A 19877-nucleotide genomic window follows, 5' to 3' on the forward strand; every position below is an offset into this window, starting at 1 on the left:
TTCGCGGCGGGCGGAGCGACCCTTCCCCCTCAAGGCCCGGCAGGGGGCCGCCAGCGACTCGGGGCTGTTCAGGTCAGGACGTCGATGGCCCGCTGGAGGGCTTCGGAGGTGAAGGGCTTGGGAAGGCTCAGCACCTTCGGCCAGCGCGCCAGGGCCGCGGACAACTCCGCATCCACGAAACCGGTGGCGATGATCACCGGAATCCCCCGATCCAGGCCCATGATCCGGTCCAGCGTCTCGGCGCCGTTCATGCCCGGCATGTTGTAGTCCAGGATCACCAGGTCCACCTTCAGCCCGCCCGCGAGGAGCTCCAGGGCGTGGCTGCCCGTCGTGGCCGAATGGACCACATGGCCCTGGTTCGACAGGGCTGCGGGCACGGAGGACTGGATGAGTTCGTCATCGTCCACCAGGAGCAGCTTCCGGGAGGCCCGCGTCGAGGCTCCACCCGGCGGAAGGGGCGCAGGGCCCCCCAGGGCCGCCTCAGGGGCCGGAGGAAATCTGAGGACGACCCGGGTCCCCTTTCCAGGGACGCTCCAGATCGCCAGGTTGCCGCCGTGGGCCTTGAGCGTGCTGTAGACCATGGCCAGGCCCAGCCCCGTGCCCTTGCCAGCCGGCTTGGTGGTGAAGAAGGGTTCGGTGGCCCGGGCCAGGACCTCGGGCGCCATGCCCCTGCCCGTGTCCTCCACGGCCAGCTCGACGCCGTCCGGCGACCGGTGGGTGCGCAGGGTGATGGTCCCCCCCTCGGGCATGGCGTCCCTGGCATTGATACAGAGGTTCATGATCGCGCTGCCCAGCATCCCGGCCTCGCCGAGGATCCGGGGCAGTCCGTCCTCCAGGACCACCTGGATCTGCACTTTCTGGCGCAGGGTCCGAAGGAGGATGGCCTCCTCCTGGCGAACCAGCTCGTTCAGGTCCAGGGGCCGGGCGTCGGGCAGGTCCTTCCGCGAGAAATCCGTGAGGCTCTTCACGAGGCCCTTGCCCCGTTCCGTGGCCTGGATGATCGTGGCCAGGGCCTGGGCGCCGGCCTCGGGGAAGGAGAACCGGAGGGTTTCGGCGAGGCTGAGGATGGCGGTCAGCACGTTGTTCATGTCGTGGGCGACGCCCCCCGCCAGGGCGCCCAGGCTGTCGAGCTTCTGGGCATGCTGCAGCTCCAGTTCCATTCGGCGGTGTTCCGCTTCCATCTCCTTGCGCTCGGTCAGGTCGGTATGCGTGCCGGTCATGCGCAGGGGGTGCCCCAGCCCGTCCCTCCGGGTCACCTTGCCCCGGGCCAGGACCCATTTCCACGCGCCGTCCTTCGTCCGGAGGCGCTGTTCCACCTGGAAGAGGTCCCGCTTCCCGCCCAGGTAGTTGGAGAGGGCCAGGTTGGTTTCGGGCAGGTCCTCCGGATGCACGAGCTCGTTCCAGACGCGGGCGATTTGGGGCAGTTCCTCCTCCTGGTACCCGAGGATCTGGCAGCCCCGGGGGCTGAGGTAGACCTGCCCCGAGATCATGTCCACGTCCCAGATGCCGTCGCTGGCGCCTTCCAGGGCATTCCGGAGACGCTCCTCGTTCACCCGGAGCGCCTCCTCCGCCCGCACCCGCTGGGCCTCGCCCGCGATGTGGTCCAGGGCGAAGGAGACGTTGGCGGCGGCTTCGCACAGCAGGCCGATCTCAGGCTCTCCGAAGACGTTGAGTTCGGAGGAATAGACCATGAGGACGCCCCAGATGGCCCCGCCCTGCCGGATGGGGAAGGCCGCCGCGGACCGGAACCCCCGGGCGGCCGCCGCGTCATGCCAGGGCAGATTCGCCGAGGTGCTCAGAAAATCATTGGCGATGAAGTAGGTTCCATCCTTGATGGCATGGCCCGCCGGCCCTTCCGCCCAGTTGGAGGTGTCCGTGCGGATATCCAGCAACTCGGTGTAGCGGTCCGCATCCCCCTCCTCGCAGATGATCTCCACCCTCCGCTGCTCCGGGTCCTGGCGGCCGATCCAGGCCATCCTGAGCTGGCCGAATTCCACCAGCGCCTTGCAGATGCGCTTCAGGAGCTCATCCTGGGACCGCGACCGGATGATGGCCTGGTTCACCTGGCTGAGCGCCGAGTAGAGCTGGGCCATGCGCAGCAGCTTGCGGCCCGCGGTCTTCCGCCGCGCCACGTCCCGGCGGGTCAGCCAGAGGGCCCAGCCGATGGCGGCCGCGAGACCGATGCAGAGGACCAGGAGCAGCACCGTGCCGGCCCGGACGCGGTCCGGCGCCAGGCTTTCCGTGTACAGCGCAAGGCCGGGCGTGGGCAGGTCCACCTTCTGGCGGAGCCCCGGGCGGGGCGACACGATGGAACTGGATTCCGCCAGGAGGTCGCCCCCGTCCCCCCGCAGCTCGAAGCGCAGCATCCGCGCCAGCGACGGAGGCAGGGCCACCCCCAGGAGCCGATCCACGGAGACGACCCCGGCGATGAGACCGAGAAAGGCGTCCCCGCGATAGACCGGCACCCAGATCTCCAGGGACGGGTTCCCCTGGATGGCCGTGAAGGGGCGGGTGCGCTTCGGCCGCCTGCTCTCCCGGGCGGCCGTGGCGGCCTTCAAGGGTTCGGGCAGGGTCAGCTTCAGGCCCAGGATCTGGGCATTGGGCTCCCGCGGGGCCGCGTCCCGGATGGTGAGGGCCGCGTCCACGCGGGTCAGGTTGAGGAGCTCGGGATGGTTGGCCACGAAGCGGCTGGCGCGGAACTGGAAGGCCGCGTCTGTCAGGGAATCCCTGGACCACTCCGCCGCCAGCGCCTCCAGGTAGCTCTCGTCGTCCGACAGGATCCGCACGAGGCCCTGGCCCACCGCCTTCCCGCCGTCCTCCATCGCGGCCCGCTGGCGGCGCCCATCCTCCCCCTGGATCCGCCCGATCAGGAGGCTCGCCACCCCGACGAAGGCCACCGCCAGAAGGGATGGCAGCCCGAAGGTCCGCGCCCAGGACGGGGTCTCCCGGCGGTCCTCGAGCATCGGGGCGTTTTCGGGGCGCGTGGGGGTTCGCATCATGGGGCCGCCTGCGCGAAAGGGAATGCCGCCAAGTTTCGCATGACAAGGACTAAAACGAGGTGGCAACCGGGCCGGGAGGCACTGTCAGGGTGCCGGTGATCGGAAGGCCAGGATGCTCCAGCTTACGCCAGGCCGATTCATGACCTCCCCCGTACGCTCCCTGCGAATGCGTGGGAGGCCGTGTCGCTCGGCCAGCCGTTCACCATCGGCGACCTTGCGGGAGGCCCGGGCGCGGTCCGAGGGATCGGGATGCGTCCGGACCCCGGACAGCATCACCAGGCCGAAAAGGACGAAAGCAGGAGTTGGACAGCCGACCCAGGAACCTATTACGTGGACAGGCTCCTGCGTCCCCGCAGCCTGCGCGCCCAGATCATCACGCCCGTGGCGCTGAACATCGCGATCGCCAGTCCCATCATGGACATGAGGATCCGCCCCGGCGTTCCCAGGAGGCGCCCGGAATGAAGCGGGAACATGGCCTGCATGAACAGGTCCCCGGCGCTTCCCGTGCCGGGAACGTCCGAACCCGCGGCTTCCCCGGTCCGGGAATCGAAGTAGAGCCAGGGATTGCCGAGGCCGCCGTCGCCGTGGCTGCGGTCCCGCTCGAAGAAGCCCACGCCCCATACGCCGAATTCCGTGGACAGGAACACGCCCCCGGCCGGGGCCGTCCACCCCCGGTTCCGGGCCTCGGCCCGGGCCAGATCGAGGACCTGGGCCATGGGGATCCGGGGTTCCACGGGCCGGGCCGGACCCGCCATGGGGCGGTTCGCGAAGGGCGAAGGGCTGAGGTCCGAGAACCAGGAGACCACGGGGCGCATGACCTCCCGGTTCAGGTTCATCCCCACGGAGGTGACGGCCAGCATCAGCACCAGGGGCCACACCCACACGCCTCCGGACCGGTGCAGGTCGAAGACCAGGCGGAACCCGCCCTCCCGCCACCGGAACCTCAGGGACCGGGCCCAGGCCGCCGCTGCGGGAAACGAGATCGTGAGCGCGATGAAACTGTCGGCCACCCACGCCAGCGCGACGAGACCCATCAACCACACCCCCAGCTCGATCCCGCCCTTCTTCGGCAGGTGCATGCTGTAGTGCAGCTTGTACAGGAAGGGCAGGAGGTTCTCCCTGGACAGGGAGGCCCGGCCCCATTCCCGCCTTCCCTGGATCTCGCCCGTGGAGGGGTCCAGGGCCACCTGGTTGTAGCCGGGCTCGAAGGCTTTGCCGGTGCCCGGATCGATGCGGGGTGCCACGGAAACCATGAGCGTGTGGCCGGGTTCGATCTCCAGCGGGGCGAAGGTGACCCGGACGCGGGGGTCGGCCGACTCGACCCGCGCGATGAGTTCGGCCACGGGCTTCGGGGCTCCGGCCGTCCGCGCCCTGAACATGCCCGGATTGAGCCGGGCGTCCAGCTCGTGGTCCCAGGAGATCACCGCGCCGGTGATCCCGGCGAGGAAGAGGAAGGCCGCCGCGCCCAGTCCGAACCAGCGGTGAAGCTTCACGAGAATTCGACGGAGCACGGCGGCCTTCTCCCTAGAAGCGGTAGGTGACGCTGGTCAGGAGGTTGCGCCGGGGTCCGTACCATGCGTCGCCGCGGGTCAGGATCGTCGTGGCGTGGATCTTGTCCGTCAGGTTCGTGCCGTTGACGGCGAACCGCCAGTTGCCGGTGTCCAGGGCGAGCATCGCGTCCAGGAGGTTGGTGGCGGCCACTTCCGGGGCGGCCGGGTTCTGGAAGGCCGCCGTGCGGCGGAAGCCCAGGCCGGCGGACCAGCCCGTTCTCCCGGCGAAGGTGAAGCGCGCCCGGCCCCAAAGCGAGAGCTGGTTGGCGGGCACCGCCTCGAGCTGATCGTCCAGGTCGATGTGGTCGAAGTTCGCGACCAGTTCGAACGACTTCCCGATGCGGGTCTTGGCTTCCAGTTCGAAGCCGCGGTTCTTTGTCTGGCCCGCCTGGAGCATGTTGAGGGGCTGGACGGGATCGTTGACCTGGCGGTTCTTCTCCTTGAGGTCATAGAACGCGGCGTTCAGGGTCGTGGCGCCCGACGGGCTCTGGTACTTGAGGCCCACTTCCAGCTGTTCGCCCCTGAGGGGCCTGTAGCGCTGGCCGTAGAAGTTGGTGCCCGCGATGGGCTGGAAGGACTCGGCGTAGCTCACGTAGGGGGACCAGCCCCGGCCGGTCAGGTACATCAGGGCGGCCCGCAGGGTGGTGGCGTTGTCGCGGTCGGTGGGGGAGCCCTCGACCGCGTTGGTGACGTGGTCGTTCCGCACGCCGAGGAGGACGGACCAATGGGATGCGAACGTGATCTGGTCCTGGAGGTAGACCCCCGTCTGGCTGAGCGCCACGGCGGGGTTGGGCGTAAGCGCCGGGGCCGTGAAATTCCCGTAGACCGGAGCATAGAGGTCGAAGGTGGGGCTGAAGCCGTAGGCCGACGCGGCGTTCTCGGTGTAGTGGAGGTAGTCGACGCCGAAGAGGACGCGCTGCTCCACGGCGCCCCAGCTCAGCTTCCCCTCCAGGGACTGGTCCGCAACCAGGGCATGGCCGTCCCGCTTGTTCATCCAGATGGAGCGGCTGATGGTCCGCTGCTCGGGATCCAGGTAGGGGTTCAGGGGATCCGCGAAGTTGCTGGCGGGGTACAGGGTCTGGTAGCTCCCCTTGTTGGCGGCGTAGCGGACGTTCTGCCGCACCGTCCACGCGTCGGAGAAGCGGTGCTCGAACTGGTAGCCGAGGCTGGCCTGGCGCATGGTGTATTCGTCGAATCCGGGTTCGCTGACGAAGCGGCTGGTGGGAATCTGGCCGTTGGGATTGGGCAGCACGGTGCCGGACCAGGGCAGGAACGTGGCGGTGGAACCGGTCTCATCCTTCTGCCAGAGGCCGAGGATCACCAGGCTGGTGTCGGCGCTGGGGCGCCAGGCCACGGAGGGCGCGAAGACATAGCGGTTGTCCTGGACGTAATCCACCTGGGTGTCGCTCTTCCGGGCCAACCCAACCAGGCGATAGGACCAGCGGCCATCGTCGCTGATGGCGCCCGTGATGTCGCCCTGGACCTGGCGCCGGTTGAAGCTGCCGAACTGGACCCCCACTTCGGCCTGGCGTTCCGCCTGGGGCCGTTTGCTCTGGAGATTGAGGACGCCGCCGGTGCTGCCCTGGCCATAGAGCACCGAGGAGGGCCCGCGGAGGACTTCCACGCGCTCCAGGGTGTACGGGTCCGGGCGGGTGTTGTTGTTGTAGCCGTAGATCTGGAGCAGGCCGTCCACGAACTGGATGGGCTCGCTGCCGCGCACCCGCACCCAGTCCCCGCGGCTGTCCACGCCGTAGGCGTTCGAGCGCACGCCGGAAGCGTAGTTGAGGACGTCGCCCAGGGACACGGAGGCCTGGTCCTCGATCTGCTCCCGGCTCACCACGGAAATGGCCTGGGGCGTTTCGGAAAGGGGCGTATCGGTCTTCGTGCCGGTCATGGAGCGGCGGGGCCGGTAGCCGGAAACGGGGGTCAGGGCCGTCTCCTTCCCGCCGGCAGCCTTCACCTTGATTTCCGGAAGGACGGTTTCGGCCGGAGGCTCGGGAGCCGGAGCGGGCTTGGTTTGCGCGACCAGCGGCGTCATGCACACCGCCAGGGCGAAGGTCAGCGGACCGAAGGCGGCGTGGGACCGGGAGGCCCGGGGGGGAAAGGGGGGGATGGAGGATGGCATGCGTGTCCTTTGGCAGAGGTTCCCTGGGCGGCCATGGGGCCGCCGGGATGGGGGAGGAAGGAGAGGCGGAAAAGCTGGGGAAGGGGGCAACGTCAGGGATTGCCCCCGGGATGCCGGGAGCCGTCGGGCAGGGTCGTGGTCATCAGGCGGGGAGGTTCCCTCGCCACTACCTCCTGTCGGCGCGAAAATCCTCCGATGGGACAAGGAAGGGGGTCATCGGACCGCCAGGCGCTCGGGGACCGCAGGACAAGAACGTCCAAGGGGCCAAGCAGGAGAACAAATGCATGAATGAAAGCATACTCTAACGAGATTGAGTCTCAATATGATTTGCGTCACAACTGCCCAGCAACCGGGCAAGCTTCGGCCTGGATTCCGGAAATTCGAAGGTTTGCTCCCCACCCCGGCGCATCGTCCACGGCGTCCCCCTGTTGGCCATCCACGTGGCCGGGACTTCAATCGGAAACGTGAGGAATGGGCGAGCCTCTGGCTGCGCGCGGCCCTCCCGCCTCAGGCGGCCACGATGCTCGCCCAGGCCTGGAAATCCTTGGCGGGCATCGGCATCTTGAGTTCGAAGTCGATGCCCATGGGGCGGGATCCTTCGTGGCGCAGATATTTCAGCTCGCCCAGGAACAGGTAGGGCTGGTCCTGGGTTTCCCGGACGAAGAGGATCGCCCGGTTCCCTCCCAGGCCAAGGGTCTGGTACCGGAGCCCCGTGGCGCTCCCCTCCGGGGTTCCGCTCTGGCTCTTCCAGTGGAACAGGGATGGCGACAGGAACCGGTCATCGTGACCGCCCAGGAGGACATGACCAACGTCGTGGGCGAGATGACCAAGCAGCAGGGCAACGACTTTTCGAAGATCCAGGATCGCTTCAAGAACCGTCTAAAGCTGACCTCCCAGGATGTGGCCGAGGTCATTCAACGGCGCCTCTTGACGAAAAACGATGTTGGCATCGAGCAACTCACGACCATCTACCACGCTCAGTCCAATAACTTTAAAACGCTCTTTGATTTTGGCGACGGCTCCCAGACCTACAAGAACTTCAGGGATCGGGATCATTTCATCCACAGCTATCCCTTCAAGCTGCACCGCCGCTTCCTCCTGCTGGACGAGCCCGACTGCTGGCTGAGGCCAGACCTCGTGCCGCTCCTGGTGAAGATCGTCCACGACGCAGGCCGCGCGCTCGGTTTCCAAGTCCTGCTGATCAGCCATCACGACATTGCCACGGTGCGGAAGTACGCCGATCGCATCTATGTCTTCCGTCCCGAAGGCGCAAGCGGCGTGCAGGTGATCCGGGAAGAGGCGGGGACGGACTTTGAAAAGGCGGCAAACCCTGCGTCTTAGGATGCTCCTCGAGTCGAGATTGGCTCCTAGTCATAAGCAAGAGGGCATTGGCCGCGATCGTCCGGTTTGACCGCCCACGCTGCCCGTCTCGCCTGTCTGGGCGACCCATTGATTGTGAGGGACGCTCGGGGCGATCGCGGGGGAATGTGTCGATCAGGCTCAGACCGGATTCGAGCAATTGTGATCCGAACCCGATCTGTGTCGCCAGGAACGCTTGAGAAGTCTCCTCGCAGAGCCTTCTGCTGGTTGCCAGCCAGCCAAAGGCTTTATGGGGTATCCACTTCCTATTCAAGGCCGCCCCGATTGCTTCGAGGGCTTTCGAGAACCAACTCCGATTTCATTGGCTATTTTTCTAATTTAGCCGATACTTTCGGAGTGACCATTCAACCCACGAAGACTTCACAGATCATGGCCCTGATCAAGGTGAAGGGGGTCCTCCGCCCGCGAGACCTTACCGAACTCGGCATTCACCCTAGAAACCTCTCGCTCCTCCATCAGCAAGGGGTCCTGGAACGCACAGGGCGTGGGCTGTACACGCTGGCGAATGGGGACTGGACGGAACATCACAGCCTCGCGGAAGTCGCAAAGCGGGTCCCTGGGTGCGTCATCGGCCTAGCGTCAGCACTGCGCTACCACGAACTGACCGATGAAATGCCCCACCAGGTTTGGGTGTTCATCAGCCGGAAGGCTTGGAAGCCCAAGGTCGACTACCCTTCGCTCGCCATTTTCCGCTGCGAACCCGAGCGCCTCTTCAATAACACCCTCCAGGTCCTGATCGAGGGCACCGAGGTTCGAATCACCGATGTCCCCCGCACCATCACGGATTGCTTTCGCCATCGAAGATCCATCGGGATAGACGTCGCCATCCTCGCCCTCAAGGAAGCCCTCCAGCGTCGACTATGCACACCAGCCGAACTTGCACTGGTGGCCAAAAAACATCGAGCCTGGAACACCATGCGCCCATACCTGGAGGCCCTTCTGTGAATCCCGAGCCAAAGAAGGATCTCTGCCCGACGTCAACGCCAATTCCCCATCGACGACAATTACAATTCCCCATCGAGGGGCCGCTGCGTAGCAGCCGGCTTACCAAGTTTTTAGGAGCGTGGACTTGGGATTTCGGTCGGGTCCTTACGTGAGGCAACGGTGTGCCCGCGGTCGGATACCGGATGAGGGAAAAACCGACCCGACGACAATTACAATTCCCCATCGCCAGGGCGCGGCGGAGCCGCTGGCTTACCTGTTCTTCCCTGACATCGCCATAGACACGGGTGGTAAAAGCAGACCCGACGACAATTACAAATGGACACCCGCTGCTGCTGCGCCCTTGGCGCTGGCCCCTGTGGGAACCGCGCTAGCGGTTTCCAGCCGCAGGCCGAGGGAGGCGGGTTTCCCGTGGAATGGGGGGCGGGGCCCGTGGGAAACCGCGCCCTTTGCGGTTTTCCATGGGAGGGGACCCGCCTTCCATGGGAAATCCGCGCCCGAGCAGGGACCGGCGCCGGGGGGGGTCTGGGGGGGGTCAGGCTGTTGCGGATTCCTCAGGCTGGGGCATCCGCGCCTTGGCCGCGTCGGCCCGGTAGCTGGTGCCGTTCAGTTCCAGGATCACGCAGTGGTGGATGATTCGGTCGATGGCCGCGGCCGTCGTCATGGGGTCCTTGAATATCCGGTCCCACTGGGAAAACACCAGGTTCGAGGTGATGATCACGGTCCGCCGCTCATAGCGCTCAGCCAGGAGGGTGAACAGAACCTCGGTCTCGTCTCGGGTCTGCTGGATATAGCCGATGTCGTCAATGATGATCGCGTCGAATGCGTCCAACCGGCGCATCTCGCGCTCCAGGCCCAGGCCCTGCTTGGCGATCAGCAGGCGCTGGACCAGGGCGTAGGCTGGCGTGAAATACACCTTGTAGCCCCGCTGGATCAATTCCGCGCCCAGGGCGCAGACGAGGTGCGTCTTGCCCCGGCCCGGGAGGCCAAAGGCCAGCAGGTTCTCGCCCCGGTCGACGAACCCGCCTTCGATCAGGGTCGCCATCTGTCGGCGGACCTTCGCGGGCAGGAGGTCCTGCTTGAGGGTTGCCAGGGTCTTTCCGACCGGGAGCTTGGCGGCCTTGAGCACCCGTTCCAGACGCTTCTGGCGCCGCTGCTCCAGTTCCAGTTCCATCAGGTGGTGCAGGAACCGGTCGAAAGCCCAGCCCTCCTTCTCAGCCCGTTTCCCGGCTTCTCCGTAGGTTGCCGCCACCCCGGTCAGGTTGAGTTCCCGCAGCATGTCCCCCAGTTGCCGACGCGCTTCCTTGCTCATACCGCTTCCTCCAGCCGCTCCGTCAACAACGCGTCAAACCCGCCCAGGTCCACCACCAGGGGCGGCAGGTCCGGAATCTCGGTGGGTCTGCCCAGCCCCATCAGGTCCTGCACGCGCGCCGGTTCCGGGATGATGCCCTCTGCCATCAGCAGCACCAGGGCCGCCTCGACATCGCATTCCATTTCCTCGGCGGCCAGATTGAGGTTGCGCAGGTAGGCGACCTCACCCCGGCGCTCACCCAGGCCCTTCTGCAGGGCCTCCAGGACCTGATGCCAAACCGGGCCTGGGAACAGGTCCGCCCGATGCCGGTAATGGGCAAAGGCGCCCGGCTTCTTGAGCATCGCCTTGACCACGTGGCGGTAGTCGATGCGAGTCCGATACTCCCCCAGCAGCCTGGGGATCACCAGCAACCGCCGGTCCGCGAACCAGACTTCCAGGGTCATCTCGTAGAGCCGCACCCGCACCCACTTGCCCAGCAGCTTCGGGGGCACCGAGTAGGTGTTCCGCTTCACCAGCAGCGTGCTTTCCTCGCTTACCTTGATCCGCCATTCGTCGAACTCGGCGAACGCCTCCACACGCAGGGGCCGCATGGCGGCCAGTTCTTCGGGAACCCGCTTGCGGCGGGCGTTCGCCATTACGCAGACCCCCTGGGCCCAGGCTTCCCACGCCTCCACCGAGGGGAAATCCCGGTGGCCGCGCAGCAGCAGGTGCTGGTGCAGGCGCCGCTTGAGGGCATTGTTCGAGGCTTCCACGTCGCCGTTCTGCTCAGACTTGCCCACGCTGATGGTCCGCACCTGGACATCGTAGTGCCCGGTCATCATGTCCCAGTAGTCGTCGTTATAGGCCCGGGGTTTCCGGCTGCGGGTCCTGTGAATCGTGGACTTCTCCTCTCCCGACCCCGTGATCTCCACCTCGACCGCAGCGCTGGCGGCGATCTTATGGGTCGCGGAAGTGGAGTTGTCGGTCTGGCTGAACAGTGGGATCCGGCCCAGCTGGGCCAGGGCCGCCGGGATCCCCCGCCGCAGGGCCAGCATGGACTCCGACTGGCACACGGTGATCCAGCCCCAGTTGGAGTAGGGCAGCACTACATGGCAGAGCATGTGGGGGAACGGCTCGCCATGGATCGTCACGTTCAGCTCCGTTGCCCAGGTGAAATCCGTCTGCATGGCTTCGCCCGGCACGTGGTCCTGGGGAAAGAACACCTCCTTGTCGGGGCCGAACTGGGCCTGCCAGGCCTGGATCCGCCGCTGGAAGGTCCGGAGTTGGCCCTCCTGGTAGACCCCTGGCCGCTGGCGCATCAGGTGCTCGAACAGGCCCTTGGCCTCCAATTCCGGGGCCTCGGCTAGGCGGCCCGCAACCTCCGGCCAGTCCGCCGCGAACGGATCCGCCCGGGTCTGCCAGGCCCGTTCCGTCGGCATCTCCGAAGGAAACTGCTTGGCCCGTATGTAACTCCGCGCCGTCTTACGGTCCATATTGGCCATCATCGCCGCCCTGCCGACCTGGCCATGCTTCGCCATTTCCTCGTTCAAACGCCTCACCTGCTGATCCGTGACCCGACCCATGGCACCGCCTTCCCCAAGGCCAGGTGGCCATGGGGTACCGTGCCGACATCTGAGTCCCCATGGCTATCCCGGAATGGGCAAGCCGATGGGGAAGTGTAATTGTCCGCAGTGGGGACTACTCAGTGTCGTCGGGCAATCTCCCTGCTTCTGTCCGAGCCCGCCTGCTGAACCTAGCCAAGCAGCGGGGCGAGGACCTTGACCTGGTGTTGAAGCGCTTCGGGATCGAGCGACTCCTCTATCGCCTGAGTGAGTCGTCCCATAAGGGCAGCTTCATCCTAAAGGGCGCAATGCTCTTCGAGCTCTGGATGGGACAGGCGCACCGAACCACCAAGGATCTTGACCTGCTGGGATCAGGCACCACAGACATCCCACGTCTGGAGGCTGTGTTCCGGGACCTTTGCGTGCTTCCTGTTGAAGCCGATGGCTTGGAGTTTCTTCCTGAAAGCGTAAAAGGTTCGGAGATCCGGGAAGACAATCTGTACCAGGGCGTTCGTGTGACGCTCCTGGCGCGCCTGGGTGCAGCACGCATCGGTCTCCAGGTGGATATCGGCTTTGGAGATGCGGTCTTTCCGGCACCCGAGGAGGTTGAATACCCAAGCCTGCTGGGATTCCCTTGTCCCAGGCTTCGCGCCTATTCGCAGGCCACAGTGGTTGCCGAAAAGTTCCAGGCCATGGTCGAGCTCGGTCTTGTGAACAGCCGACTAAAGGACTACTACGACGTCTGGACGATCCTGAACCGGTTTGAGATCCCACAGGACACCCTGCGGGAGGCCATTCACACCACCTTCCAACGGCGACAGACACCACTCCCCACCAGGATCCCCGAAGGCCTGTCCGTTGCGTTTGCAGTGGATCACCAGAAGCAAACGCAATGGAAAGCCTTTCTACGCAAGAGGGGAGCGGATCCCTCCATGGAGCTTGAGCAGGTGGTTCACGACCTGGCTGAAGCCATGGGCAGAATTCTGAAGATCCATTGAATCCGTAGCACCAGCTTCAGATAGGGATCCCCTCAATGAAGACTGCTGGCCGTTTGTAGGTGGAGGGGTCCTCAAGATTCTTCCCTGATGGGGCTTCCTCCGAGGGGGCTCCTGGGGGGTGTTTCCGGTGTCAAATCTGTGTCAAGCAGAGGGGCGTACAGGCGATATTTCCAGCACTTACGAGAGTACGCCGGAGTACCCGCGGAAGAGGTCCCCAGAAACTCGAAGCCCCCGAAACCTTGTGGTTTCAGGGGCTTTGAGTGGTGGTCCCGGAGCGATTCGAACGCCCGACCCTCAGATTCGTAGTAATCAAACAAGTTACTTGCGATGAAGAAAATGAGCAACCAAACCTAAATCATTACAGTGTTTGCTCAACATTCTGCACAGGTGCCACCACGCCACCTGCCCAGGTTTGCACCTCTATTGCACCTGGACGCCCCCAGCCGGGTTTTCAATCCGCTTCTTCCCTCCACATCCCCGGAGGGAGAAATGGCTGGCTTCAAGAACGGACTCCAGAAGGTTGGAGACGTATACCACTACTGTTTCAGGATTAATGGGCAGCAATACAAGGGCAGCACTCGCGCCCATGACCTCCAGACAGCAAGGAAGGTCCTGGAAGGCAAACGCCAGGAAGCCCTTCTTGGCAAGCCCGTCACGCCCAAGGACGCGCCCACCTTCGACCTTCTCGTCAAGGACTGGCTGGCGGCTCACGCCAAGACGGCATCTGCGGGTCATCGGCGGGGCGTTGAGCACATTACCCGGCTCTGGCTGACACCTCATCTTGGCTCCTGCCCCATTGATAAGGTTAGTCAGGGGATGATCCTGGAAGCCCGTACCCGGATGCTGGAGGAGGGACGATCCATGGCAACCGCGAATCACCTCCTCCGGGTCGTAAAGCTGTTGTGGAACCACGCTGTGGACGCCGGGTACATCGGGCAAGTTCCGTTCAAGATCAAACCGCTTCGACTCCAGAAGAAGCCACGCCCCACCGTACCAGGTTCCAGGGTTCCGGAGTTTCTTGCTGCCGTTGACGCCCAGTGCCACTCTCCCCAGGTTGCGGTGATGCTCAAGGTGATGCTTGGGCTGGGTATCCGAGAATCTGAAGCCCTGGGAATGCGCTGGGAATGGTTCTCTCCAGATCAACGCACCTATACCGTGGGCAAAGCCAAGGGCAAGGAAGCCCGGGTTATCCCCGTCCCTGGCTGGCTCTGGAAGGCGATCTATGCCATGCCAAAGACACTCAGCGAGTGGGTATTTCCCGGGGAGAATGGAAAGCTGCACCACCCTCATTTCTGCAAAAAAACTCTACAGCGCGTGAGTCAGGATCTTGGGCTTGGGCACATCACCCAGCATCGTTTGAGGGCAACATTCGCCTCCCTACATGCGGAAACCGGAACTCCCATCACAGAAATCCAAGGGATGCTCGGTCACAAGGACATCGCCACGACCATGATCTACGTTGAAACGTCCCTGGACGCCAAGCGCCGTTCACAGGACGCCCTCAGCCTAAAGCTTGGCTTGGCGTAGGTATTCCGCCAAAGCAATCAATGCTGCTCTTTGACAAACACATAGCGTAATTGACACAACCCGGTGGACGCTTTCAAAGAGAGTCCACCGGGCTAGGTCGGGTGGAGGCTCTGATAATACAGATGCTCAATACGTAGGGACCCTAATGAGGCTTTGAACCGGCAATTCTGTTTGAATTCAACTTTAGGGCATAGATCAGCTGCCGAATGCCCCGGAATCCGTCAGCTTAAAGGCGTTGAATATATATATTCTTATGATTGATGTTAGACCTGTTCAATGCGATTGGGTAATTGTCCTACTAGAAATCGGTCTGCCTTCAACCAGTACTTTCATGACTTTGACAAGCACGCATCGTTCACCAACAAAATTGACTTCAAACTCATTGAATGATTTAAGTTAGAGTATAGGTCAAGATCTATTCTGCGCAACTCATTTGCGGTATTTATCCTTCCACGGTCCCGGAATGGGTCCGAGGAGGATCGACCCGATGATTGACCACTGCTTCCCATCCCCCCTGCCGGCTTGTTTTCTTGAATTGGCTCCGAACTCGCGAAGCGTCCACATCCTAAATGAGTATTTCCAAACCCTGGAAACGGTGCGGGAAGTGCTATTTAGGAAATGGAATCAGGAGATCACAATGGGAAATCAACCACGCCCAGGAATTTTCCTGCCTTGGATATATGGAATTCGGCAAGGCATCAGTCCACTTTCCCCCAAGCTTAAGCGATTGCATCCCATTCTCTTGCAGGAGGCGGCAAGGAAATGGGCGAAGGAAGTTAAATCCGTCCAAAGGGAATGGGGTGATCGCCGGATGGAACTGGCTTATTCCCCATCCAATGAAGATGAAGCGGGTCTTGAATACTCAAAAGAAGTCCAGCTTGATCTGGTCAAAGACAGGCTTAATCTCCCGGCACCTGGTGGTGGATTTATAATTCCATTTGACCGAGCCAGATCCTTCCTCCCATCTGGTTTGACCCAGCCAATCTCTGCCACCCTGCTTTGCCTCCAAGGAAAGCTCACGGACCAGTTCCGGGCGTTAGTCCGAATGGAACCAGTCTCTCAAACGCTTGGACCTGCCGAAGAGATCCGAGGGCTTGATTGGGGTGCAAAGGCAAACTTGTTTTGGAATCTAGGTAACCCAATCAAGTTCCCGTCTGAGATCCAGAAATGGCATCGAAGGTGGGAAAAGCTCCAGGCACACCCCTTCTACAGCCACAGGTCCCCGGCAGCAAGAAAGGAATGGAGGGCACAGTTCGCTCTGGTCAAAAGGGAACTTAACCTGCGATATCAAAGCTGGTACTGGTCAGTCGCTGAAGATATTTTCAGGGAGGTGCAAACCCTGGTTCTTGAGGATTTTGGCGCACTGGCTACCGATTCCAGACCTCAATACCTCCTTTCACCGGCTCAGAAATCGGTCCGTGATGCTTTACTCAAGTGCGAGTGGGAACTCATGATTCGAATATTTCGACAGGTAGCCCAGCTGAACAACCGGTCCCTCCGCTTGAACGAAGCCGCTTCGCGGCAGGGTGAAAAACGCCCGTCCAGTCCGGTCGCTCACCGGGGGACTTGCGGAAGTATATAAAAGCAGGCTCCTTGGTTATGGCGGTGTGTCAGCACCGTCCCCATAACCAAGGAGGAACTGCATGCGTGCAGATAGTGTATCTCTGTCCAGATTTTCCGGCGATCTCCGAATGGCGGGCCGGGCGGAAAGAACCATCGAGTTGTATGTCGCTTCGGCCCGGCGTTTCGAGGAGTTCCTCGGCCAGGACCTGCCGGATGCGAGCCAGGAGGCGATTCGGCGCTGGGTTGACCATCTCCGCGGCCAGGCGGTCGGGGCGTCCCGGCTTGGGCAGCATTACTCGGCCCTGAAATTTCTCTATTCAAGGACACTGGGCCAGCCGGAGAAGGTGGCCTGGATCACCATCCCCAAGGCCAAGGCGCACCTGCCCTCGATCCTCGGCCGGCCTGAGATCCAGCGGCTCCTGGACGGGTTCACGACCGCCAAGTACCGCATGTTCTTCACCCTGATCTATGCCACCGGCTTGCGTATCAATGAGGCCAGCCTGCTGGAAACCCGTGATATTGATGCCATGCAGAAGGTCATCCATGTCCGCCATGGCAAGGGTGGCAAGGAGCGGATGGTGCCCATGGACGGCAAGCTCTACGGGTTGCTGCGGACCTACTACAAGCACGAGCAGCCGCCGAAGCCCTGGTTGTTCGCCTCCAAGTTGGGCAACCCCATCTGCCCTGAGACGGCGCGCCGGGCCCTGTTGTGCGCGGCAGCCGCCTCCGGCATCGGCAAGATCGTGGGTCCGCACATGCTCCGCCACGCCTTCGCCACCCATCTGCTGGAGAACGGGGAGGACCTGCGCCGGATCCAGGTTGTCCTGGGCCACGGCAGCATCCGGTCCACTCAGATCTACACCCAGGTCGCACCAAGCCAGGTTGCTGCCATCCGCAGCCCGTTGGAAGACCTGCCGGATTGAGGCGTGGGGCCCCGGCCCCGGTTCGACATCGGCGAGATCGTCCGCAGGCACCGCCCCGCCCTGGAGGCCAGGCATCGCCTTGCCCCGGGACAGAAGAAGGTGCTGACCGCGATCAGTCGTTGCCGCACCGCCGCCCTCGGCGGCCACAAGCTGGTCTGCGAGCACGGCGACTATGAGCGGATCGCCTACAACTCCTGCCGGGACCGGCACTGCCCGAAGTGCCAGGCCCTGGCCCAGGAGAAGTGGATCGCCCGCGCGCAGTCGACGGATCCTGGCCATTGGCCACTTCCACGTGGTGTTCACCCTGCCGGCTGAACTGCGGGCTCTGGCCCGGCTCCACCCGGCCGAGGTCTACCAAGCCATGCTGCGCGCCGTGGCCGATACGCTTCTGGAGCTGGGCAGGACCCGCAAGGGCCTGACCTTTGGCCTGACTCTGATCCTGCATACCTGGACCCGGGAACTGGCCTTCCACCCCCATGTCCACGCGCTGGTCAGCACCGGCGGCCTGAGCCTGGATGGCGGCCGTTTCATCCGGCTCAAGCACCGCTACCTGTTTCCCCTGAAGATGCTGGGCGACGTGTTCCGCGGCAAGGTCCTGGCCGCCCTGGGGGCCGCCCGGGATGGGGGCAAGTTCCCGGAACGTACCGTGGCCGCCTACGCCCAGTTGATCGCACAGTGAAAGAGAAGCGCTGGATCGCCTACGTCAAGAAGCCGTTCCGCAAGTCCGGCCACGTGCTCCATTACCTCGGGCGCTATACCCACCGGGTGGGCATCGCCAATTCCCGGTTGGTGGATGTCACGGACGACCAGGTGACCTTTCGCACCAAGCACGGCCTCACCGCGACCCTGGAGCCGCCGGAATTCCTCCACCGCCTGGTCCAGCACGTCCTCCCCCCGGGCTTCCGAAAAATCCGCCACGCCGGCCTCTACGCCGCCGCCCAGCCCGGAGGTCTGTTGGACCAGGCCCGGCAGGCCCTGGGCGAGACCAAGGTCAAGGCAACTCCATCCCCGGTGACATGGCTGGAGCAAGAGATGCGCGCCTGCCCTGTCTGCGGCGGCATGCTCCACCGGGTCCGCCTGGATCCCACCGCCCCCCGGGCACCTCCCGAAGTTGACGCCCCATGCTGACCGTCCCCACAACGACCAGGCTTTCTCGCGCCGCAACCTGCCACCACGGTGGGCTGGAGAGGGTCTGCTCATGGACAGGAGCGGAACCATCGCGGCCAGAACAGAGCGTGAAATCGAAGGTCAGGGAGACGATGGCCAAGGCGTTTCCACCATCCTCAGGCGGCCTGCCAAGCTCGATTTGCCCATAGCAGCCCAGTCGCGCCGGCCCCTGCCGCTCCGGGCTTGTTCAAGACCGTAAATCGGGTTGCGCGTCATCGCACCGACCCAGCCGAAGGCCTGGGTTCCGCGAACCCGATTTACTGACTATTAATTAACCCAGCCTACTCGACTATTGAGTGCAGGGTCTGCCACGCAATCAATCCCGACCTTACTGACCTTCGGGTACGGAAATGGATCTGCTCCGGGTGCCAAACGCATCACCATAGGGATGGTCACAGCGACGAAAAACTCCTGGTCACCTATTTGGACGCCTTAGAATCCCTCAATGGCGGGAGAAGGGATCGGAGTGAATCAAGGTAGGCAGCCAGTCCCCACTTGCGCTTGGTGGTGCAGGAAGAAGGAGTAGGGGTCCAAGGATAGATTGTGTGCCCTCGTGGTGCCTAGATAGGGTGACCAGGAATGACATAGCAGCCATGGTGCTTAAGTAATGTCTTTGGAAAGTGGCTGGTTTCATGGTCTACGGGAGAGAGGATTGCCTTCAGCTATACTCAATCCATCATCCCAACCCCCATGGAGACCCTTTGCTGGTCAAAACCTTCGCCCTAGCGCTATGCCTCCCATTTCTCGTGCCTGGTGCCCTCCTGGGGAACGATGGCGCCGCTGAGGTCGCCCAGGGTGGCATCCGGCTCAAGCAAGAGCGGCGGGTCGCCATGGTCAAGGAACGCCTTTTTATCAGCAAGAAGAAGGTGCGGGTCGAATACGAGTTCAGGAACGAGTCCCCGGAGGCTGTGACCACTGAGATCGCCTTTCCGATCCCGGAATACCACCTTGACCTCGGGTACGGCTGGGCGCCCTTCGATGACTTCAAGGTATGGGTGGACGACAAGCCCCTCTCCCACAAGGTAGAGGCGAGAGCCTACGTGAATGGGCGCGAGATCACCCCCGAACTGGAGTCCATGAAGCTGGATGTTGCGACCTTTGCCGGGTTCGAGGAGCCCAAGGACGCCCGGCTTCCTTTTCGATCACAAATCCGTGAGTGCTCTCGTAGCCAGAAGCAACGACTGATTGCCTTGGGTGCCATCAACGCCGAGGATGATGTCGAAGCCCAGTGGTCGGTCAGGAAGACCTATCACTGGACCCAGACCTTTCCGGCGCAGGGGGTGATGAAGATCGCCCACGAATACACCCCAGTCTGTGGTGGCTCAGCTGCACTGAGCCTCCCGACACTCCAGGCACCCATCAAGGGTTGGCATAACGAGAATGCCGACCCAGCCTGCCCGGACGGTGGATTCATCCAGTCCTTCAAGAGAGCCGTTGCCGCCAACCACAAACAGCACCCGGACGGACTGTATGCCAACCAGGAGTCCCTGAGTGCTGAGTGGGTCCGCTACATCCTGACGACCGCGAATACCTGGAAGACTCCCATCCTGGACTTCGAGTTGACTGTGGAGCGTAACCCTGGCGAACTCATCACGTTCTGCTGGGATGGTCCGGTCGAGAAGACAGGTGCCAATACCTTCCGGGCTAGGAAGACGGACTTCACGCCCACAAAGGAACTGACAGTCTACTTCCTCCAGCCCTGACCATGGAGGCGGTCTAGCACCCTCTACCCACCTACTGGAAAAGCCCAAAACCGTCTCTACCAAAGAGGAAGTCATGACCCTGCGCGAGGAACTTTTGAGCATCCTGGAGGCGTGGTTTGGTGACACGGCAGGCGTCTATGTGCACGC

16 protein-coding genes and 1 pseudogene are annotated in these 19877 nt (G+C 63.2%); 11 read left to right on the forward strand and 6 right to left on the reverse strand.

Annotated features, from left to right (window positions below; translation table 11 throughout):
• Nucleotides 1-68: 68 nt before the first annotated feature.
• The 4 genes from RAH40_RS21965 to RAH40_RS23115 form a co-directional block, all read right to left on the reverse strand.
• Nucleotides 69-2999 (reverse strand): ATP-binding protein, encoded by a 2931-nt coding sequence (locus tag RAH40_RS21965; RefSeq protein ID WP_306599776.1) that lies wholly within the window; start codon nucleotides 2997-2999, stop codon nucleotides 69-71.
• 326 nt (nucleotides 3000-3325) lie between these two features.
• The gene (locus tag RAH40_RS21970) at nucleotides 3326-4510 is read right to left on the reverse strand and encodes a PepSY domain-containing protein (protein WP_306599777.1); all 1185 of its coding nucleotides are present in this window, start codon (nucleotides 4508-4510) and stop codon (nucleotides 3326-3328) included.
• A gap of 13 nt (nucleotides 4511-4523) precedes the next feature.
• Entirely contained in the window at nucleotides 4524-6674 is a 2151-nt protein-coding gene (locus RAH40_RS21975) for a TonB-dependent siderophore receptor (RefSeq protein WP_306599778.1), read from the reverse strand.
• 507 nt (nucleotides 6675-7181) lie between these two features.
• Complete coding sequence (locus RAH40_RS23115) at nucleotides 7182-7538, reverse strand: DUF3427 domain-containing protein (RefSeq protein WP_373432592.1); 357 nt, start codon at nucleotides 7536-7538, stop codon at nucleotides 7182-7184.
• Here RAH40_RS23115 and RAH40_RS23120 point away from each other — a divergent pair.
• A pseudogene (locus tag RAH40_RS23120) lies at nucleotides 7452-7751 on the forward strand (hypothetical protein); the annotation flags it as partial. The gene RAH40_RS23115 and the pseudogene RAH40_RS23120 overlap by 87 nt on opposite strands.
• A gap of 672 nt (nucleotides 7752-8423) precedes the next feature.
• Nucleotides 8424-8999, forward strand: a complete 576-nt coding sequence (locus tag RAH40_RS21985) for a type IV toxin-antitoxin system AbiEi family antitoxin domain-containing protein (RefSeq protein ID WP_306599780.1) — start codon at nucleotides 8424-8426, stop codon at nucleotides 8997-8999.
• A 532-nt stretch (nucleotides 9000-9531) separates the two neighbouring features.
• Here the strand turns inward: RAH40_RS21985 and istB are convergent.
• Complete coding sequence (gene istB, locus RAH40_RS21990; RefSeq protein WP_306599781.1) at nucleotides 9532-10308, reverse strand: IS21-like element helper ATPase IstB; 777 nt, start codon at nucleotides 10306-10308, stop codon at nucleotides 9532-9534.
• On the reverse strand, nucleotides 10305-11726 hold the full coding sequence (locus tag RAH40_RS21995) for a hypothetical protein (protein ID WP_306599782.1): 1422 nt from the start codon (nucleotides 11724-11726) through the stop codon (nucleotides 10305-10307). Before RAH40_RS21995 ends, istB begins: the two co-directional genes overlap by 4 nt.
• A 203-nt stretch (nucleotides 11727-11929) precedes the next feature.
• Here RAH40_RS21995 and RAH40_RS22000 point away from each other — a divergent pair, with 203 nt between their 5' ends.
• The 9 genes from RAH40_RS22000 (at nucleotide 11930) to RAH40_RS22035 (ending at nucleotide 19730) form a co-directional block, all read left to right on the forward strand.
• Nucleotides 11930-12847: a nucleotidyl transferase AbiEii/AbiGii toxin family protein gene (locus RAH40_RS22000; protein WP_306599783.1), complete on the forward strand. Its 918-nt coding sequence runs from the start codon at nucleotides 11930-11932 to the stop codon at nucleotides 12845-12847.
• Nucleotides 12848-13336: 489 nt separating this feature from the next.
• Nucleotides 13337-14374, forward strand: coding sequence for a site-specific integrase (locus RAH40_RS22005; RefSeq protein ID WP_306599784.1), 1038 nt, complete (start codon nucleotides 13337-13339; stop codon nucleotides 14372-14374).
• Between the two features lie 487 nt (nucleotides 14375-14861).
• Nucleotides 14862-15956: a hypothetical protein gene (locus RAH40_RS22010; protein ID WP_306599785.1), complete on the forward strand. Its 1095-nt coding sequence runs from the start codon at nucleotides 14862-14864 to the stop codon at nucleotides 15954-15956.
• 61 nt (nucleotides 15957-16017) lie between these two features.
• A complete protein-coding gene (locus tag RAH40_RS22015; RefSeq protein ID WP_306598614.1) occupies nucleotides 16018-16860 on the forward strand; it encodes a tyrosine-type recombinase/integrase in 843 nt (280 codons plus the stop codon).
• 3 nt (nucleotides 16861-16863) lie between these two features.
• The gene (locus RAH40_RS22020; protein WP_306599786.1) at nucleotides 16864-17175 is read left to right on the forward strand and encodes a transposase zinc-binding domain-containing protein; all 312 of its coding nucleotides are present in this window, start codon (nucleotides 16864-16866) and stop codon (nucleotides 17173-17175) included.
• Complete coding sequence (locus RAH40_RS22025) at nucleotides 17153-17539, forward strand: transposase (protein WP_306599787.1); 387 nt, start codon at nucleotides 17153-17155, stop codon at nucleotides 17537-17539. The genes RAH40_RS22020 and RAH40_RS22025 overlap by 23 nt, the downstream gene beginning before the upstream one ends.
• A complete protein-coding gene (locus tag RAH40_RS22030) occupies nucleotides 17536-17988 on the forward strand; it encodes a transposase (RefSeq protein ID WP_306599788.1) in 453 nt (150 codons plus the stop codon). The genes RAH40_RS22025 and RAH40_RS22030 overlap by 4 nt, the downstream gene beginning before the upstream one ends.
• Before the next feature lie 309 nt (nucleotides 17989-18297).
• Nucleotides 18298-18507 (forward strand): zinc ribbon domain-containing protein, encoded by a 210-nt coding sequence (locus RAH40_RS23125; RefSeq protein ID WP_373432593.1) that lies wholly within the window; start codon nucleotides 18298-18300, stop codon nucleotides 18505-18507.
• A gap of 221 nt (nucleotides 18508-18728) precedes the next feature.
• Complete coding sequence (locus RAH40_RS22035) at nucleotides 18729-19730, forward strand: DUF4424 family protein (protein WP_306599789.1); 1002 nt, start codon at nucleotides 18729-18731, stop codon at nucleotides 19728-19730.
• The last annotated feature ends 147 nt before the right edge of the window (nucleotides 19731-19877 follow it).

It is taken from the genome of Geothrix sp. 21YS21S-2, assembly GCF_030846775.1.
GTDB lineage: Bacteria > Acidobacteriota > Holophagae > Holophagales > Holophagaceae > Mesoterricola.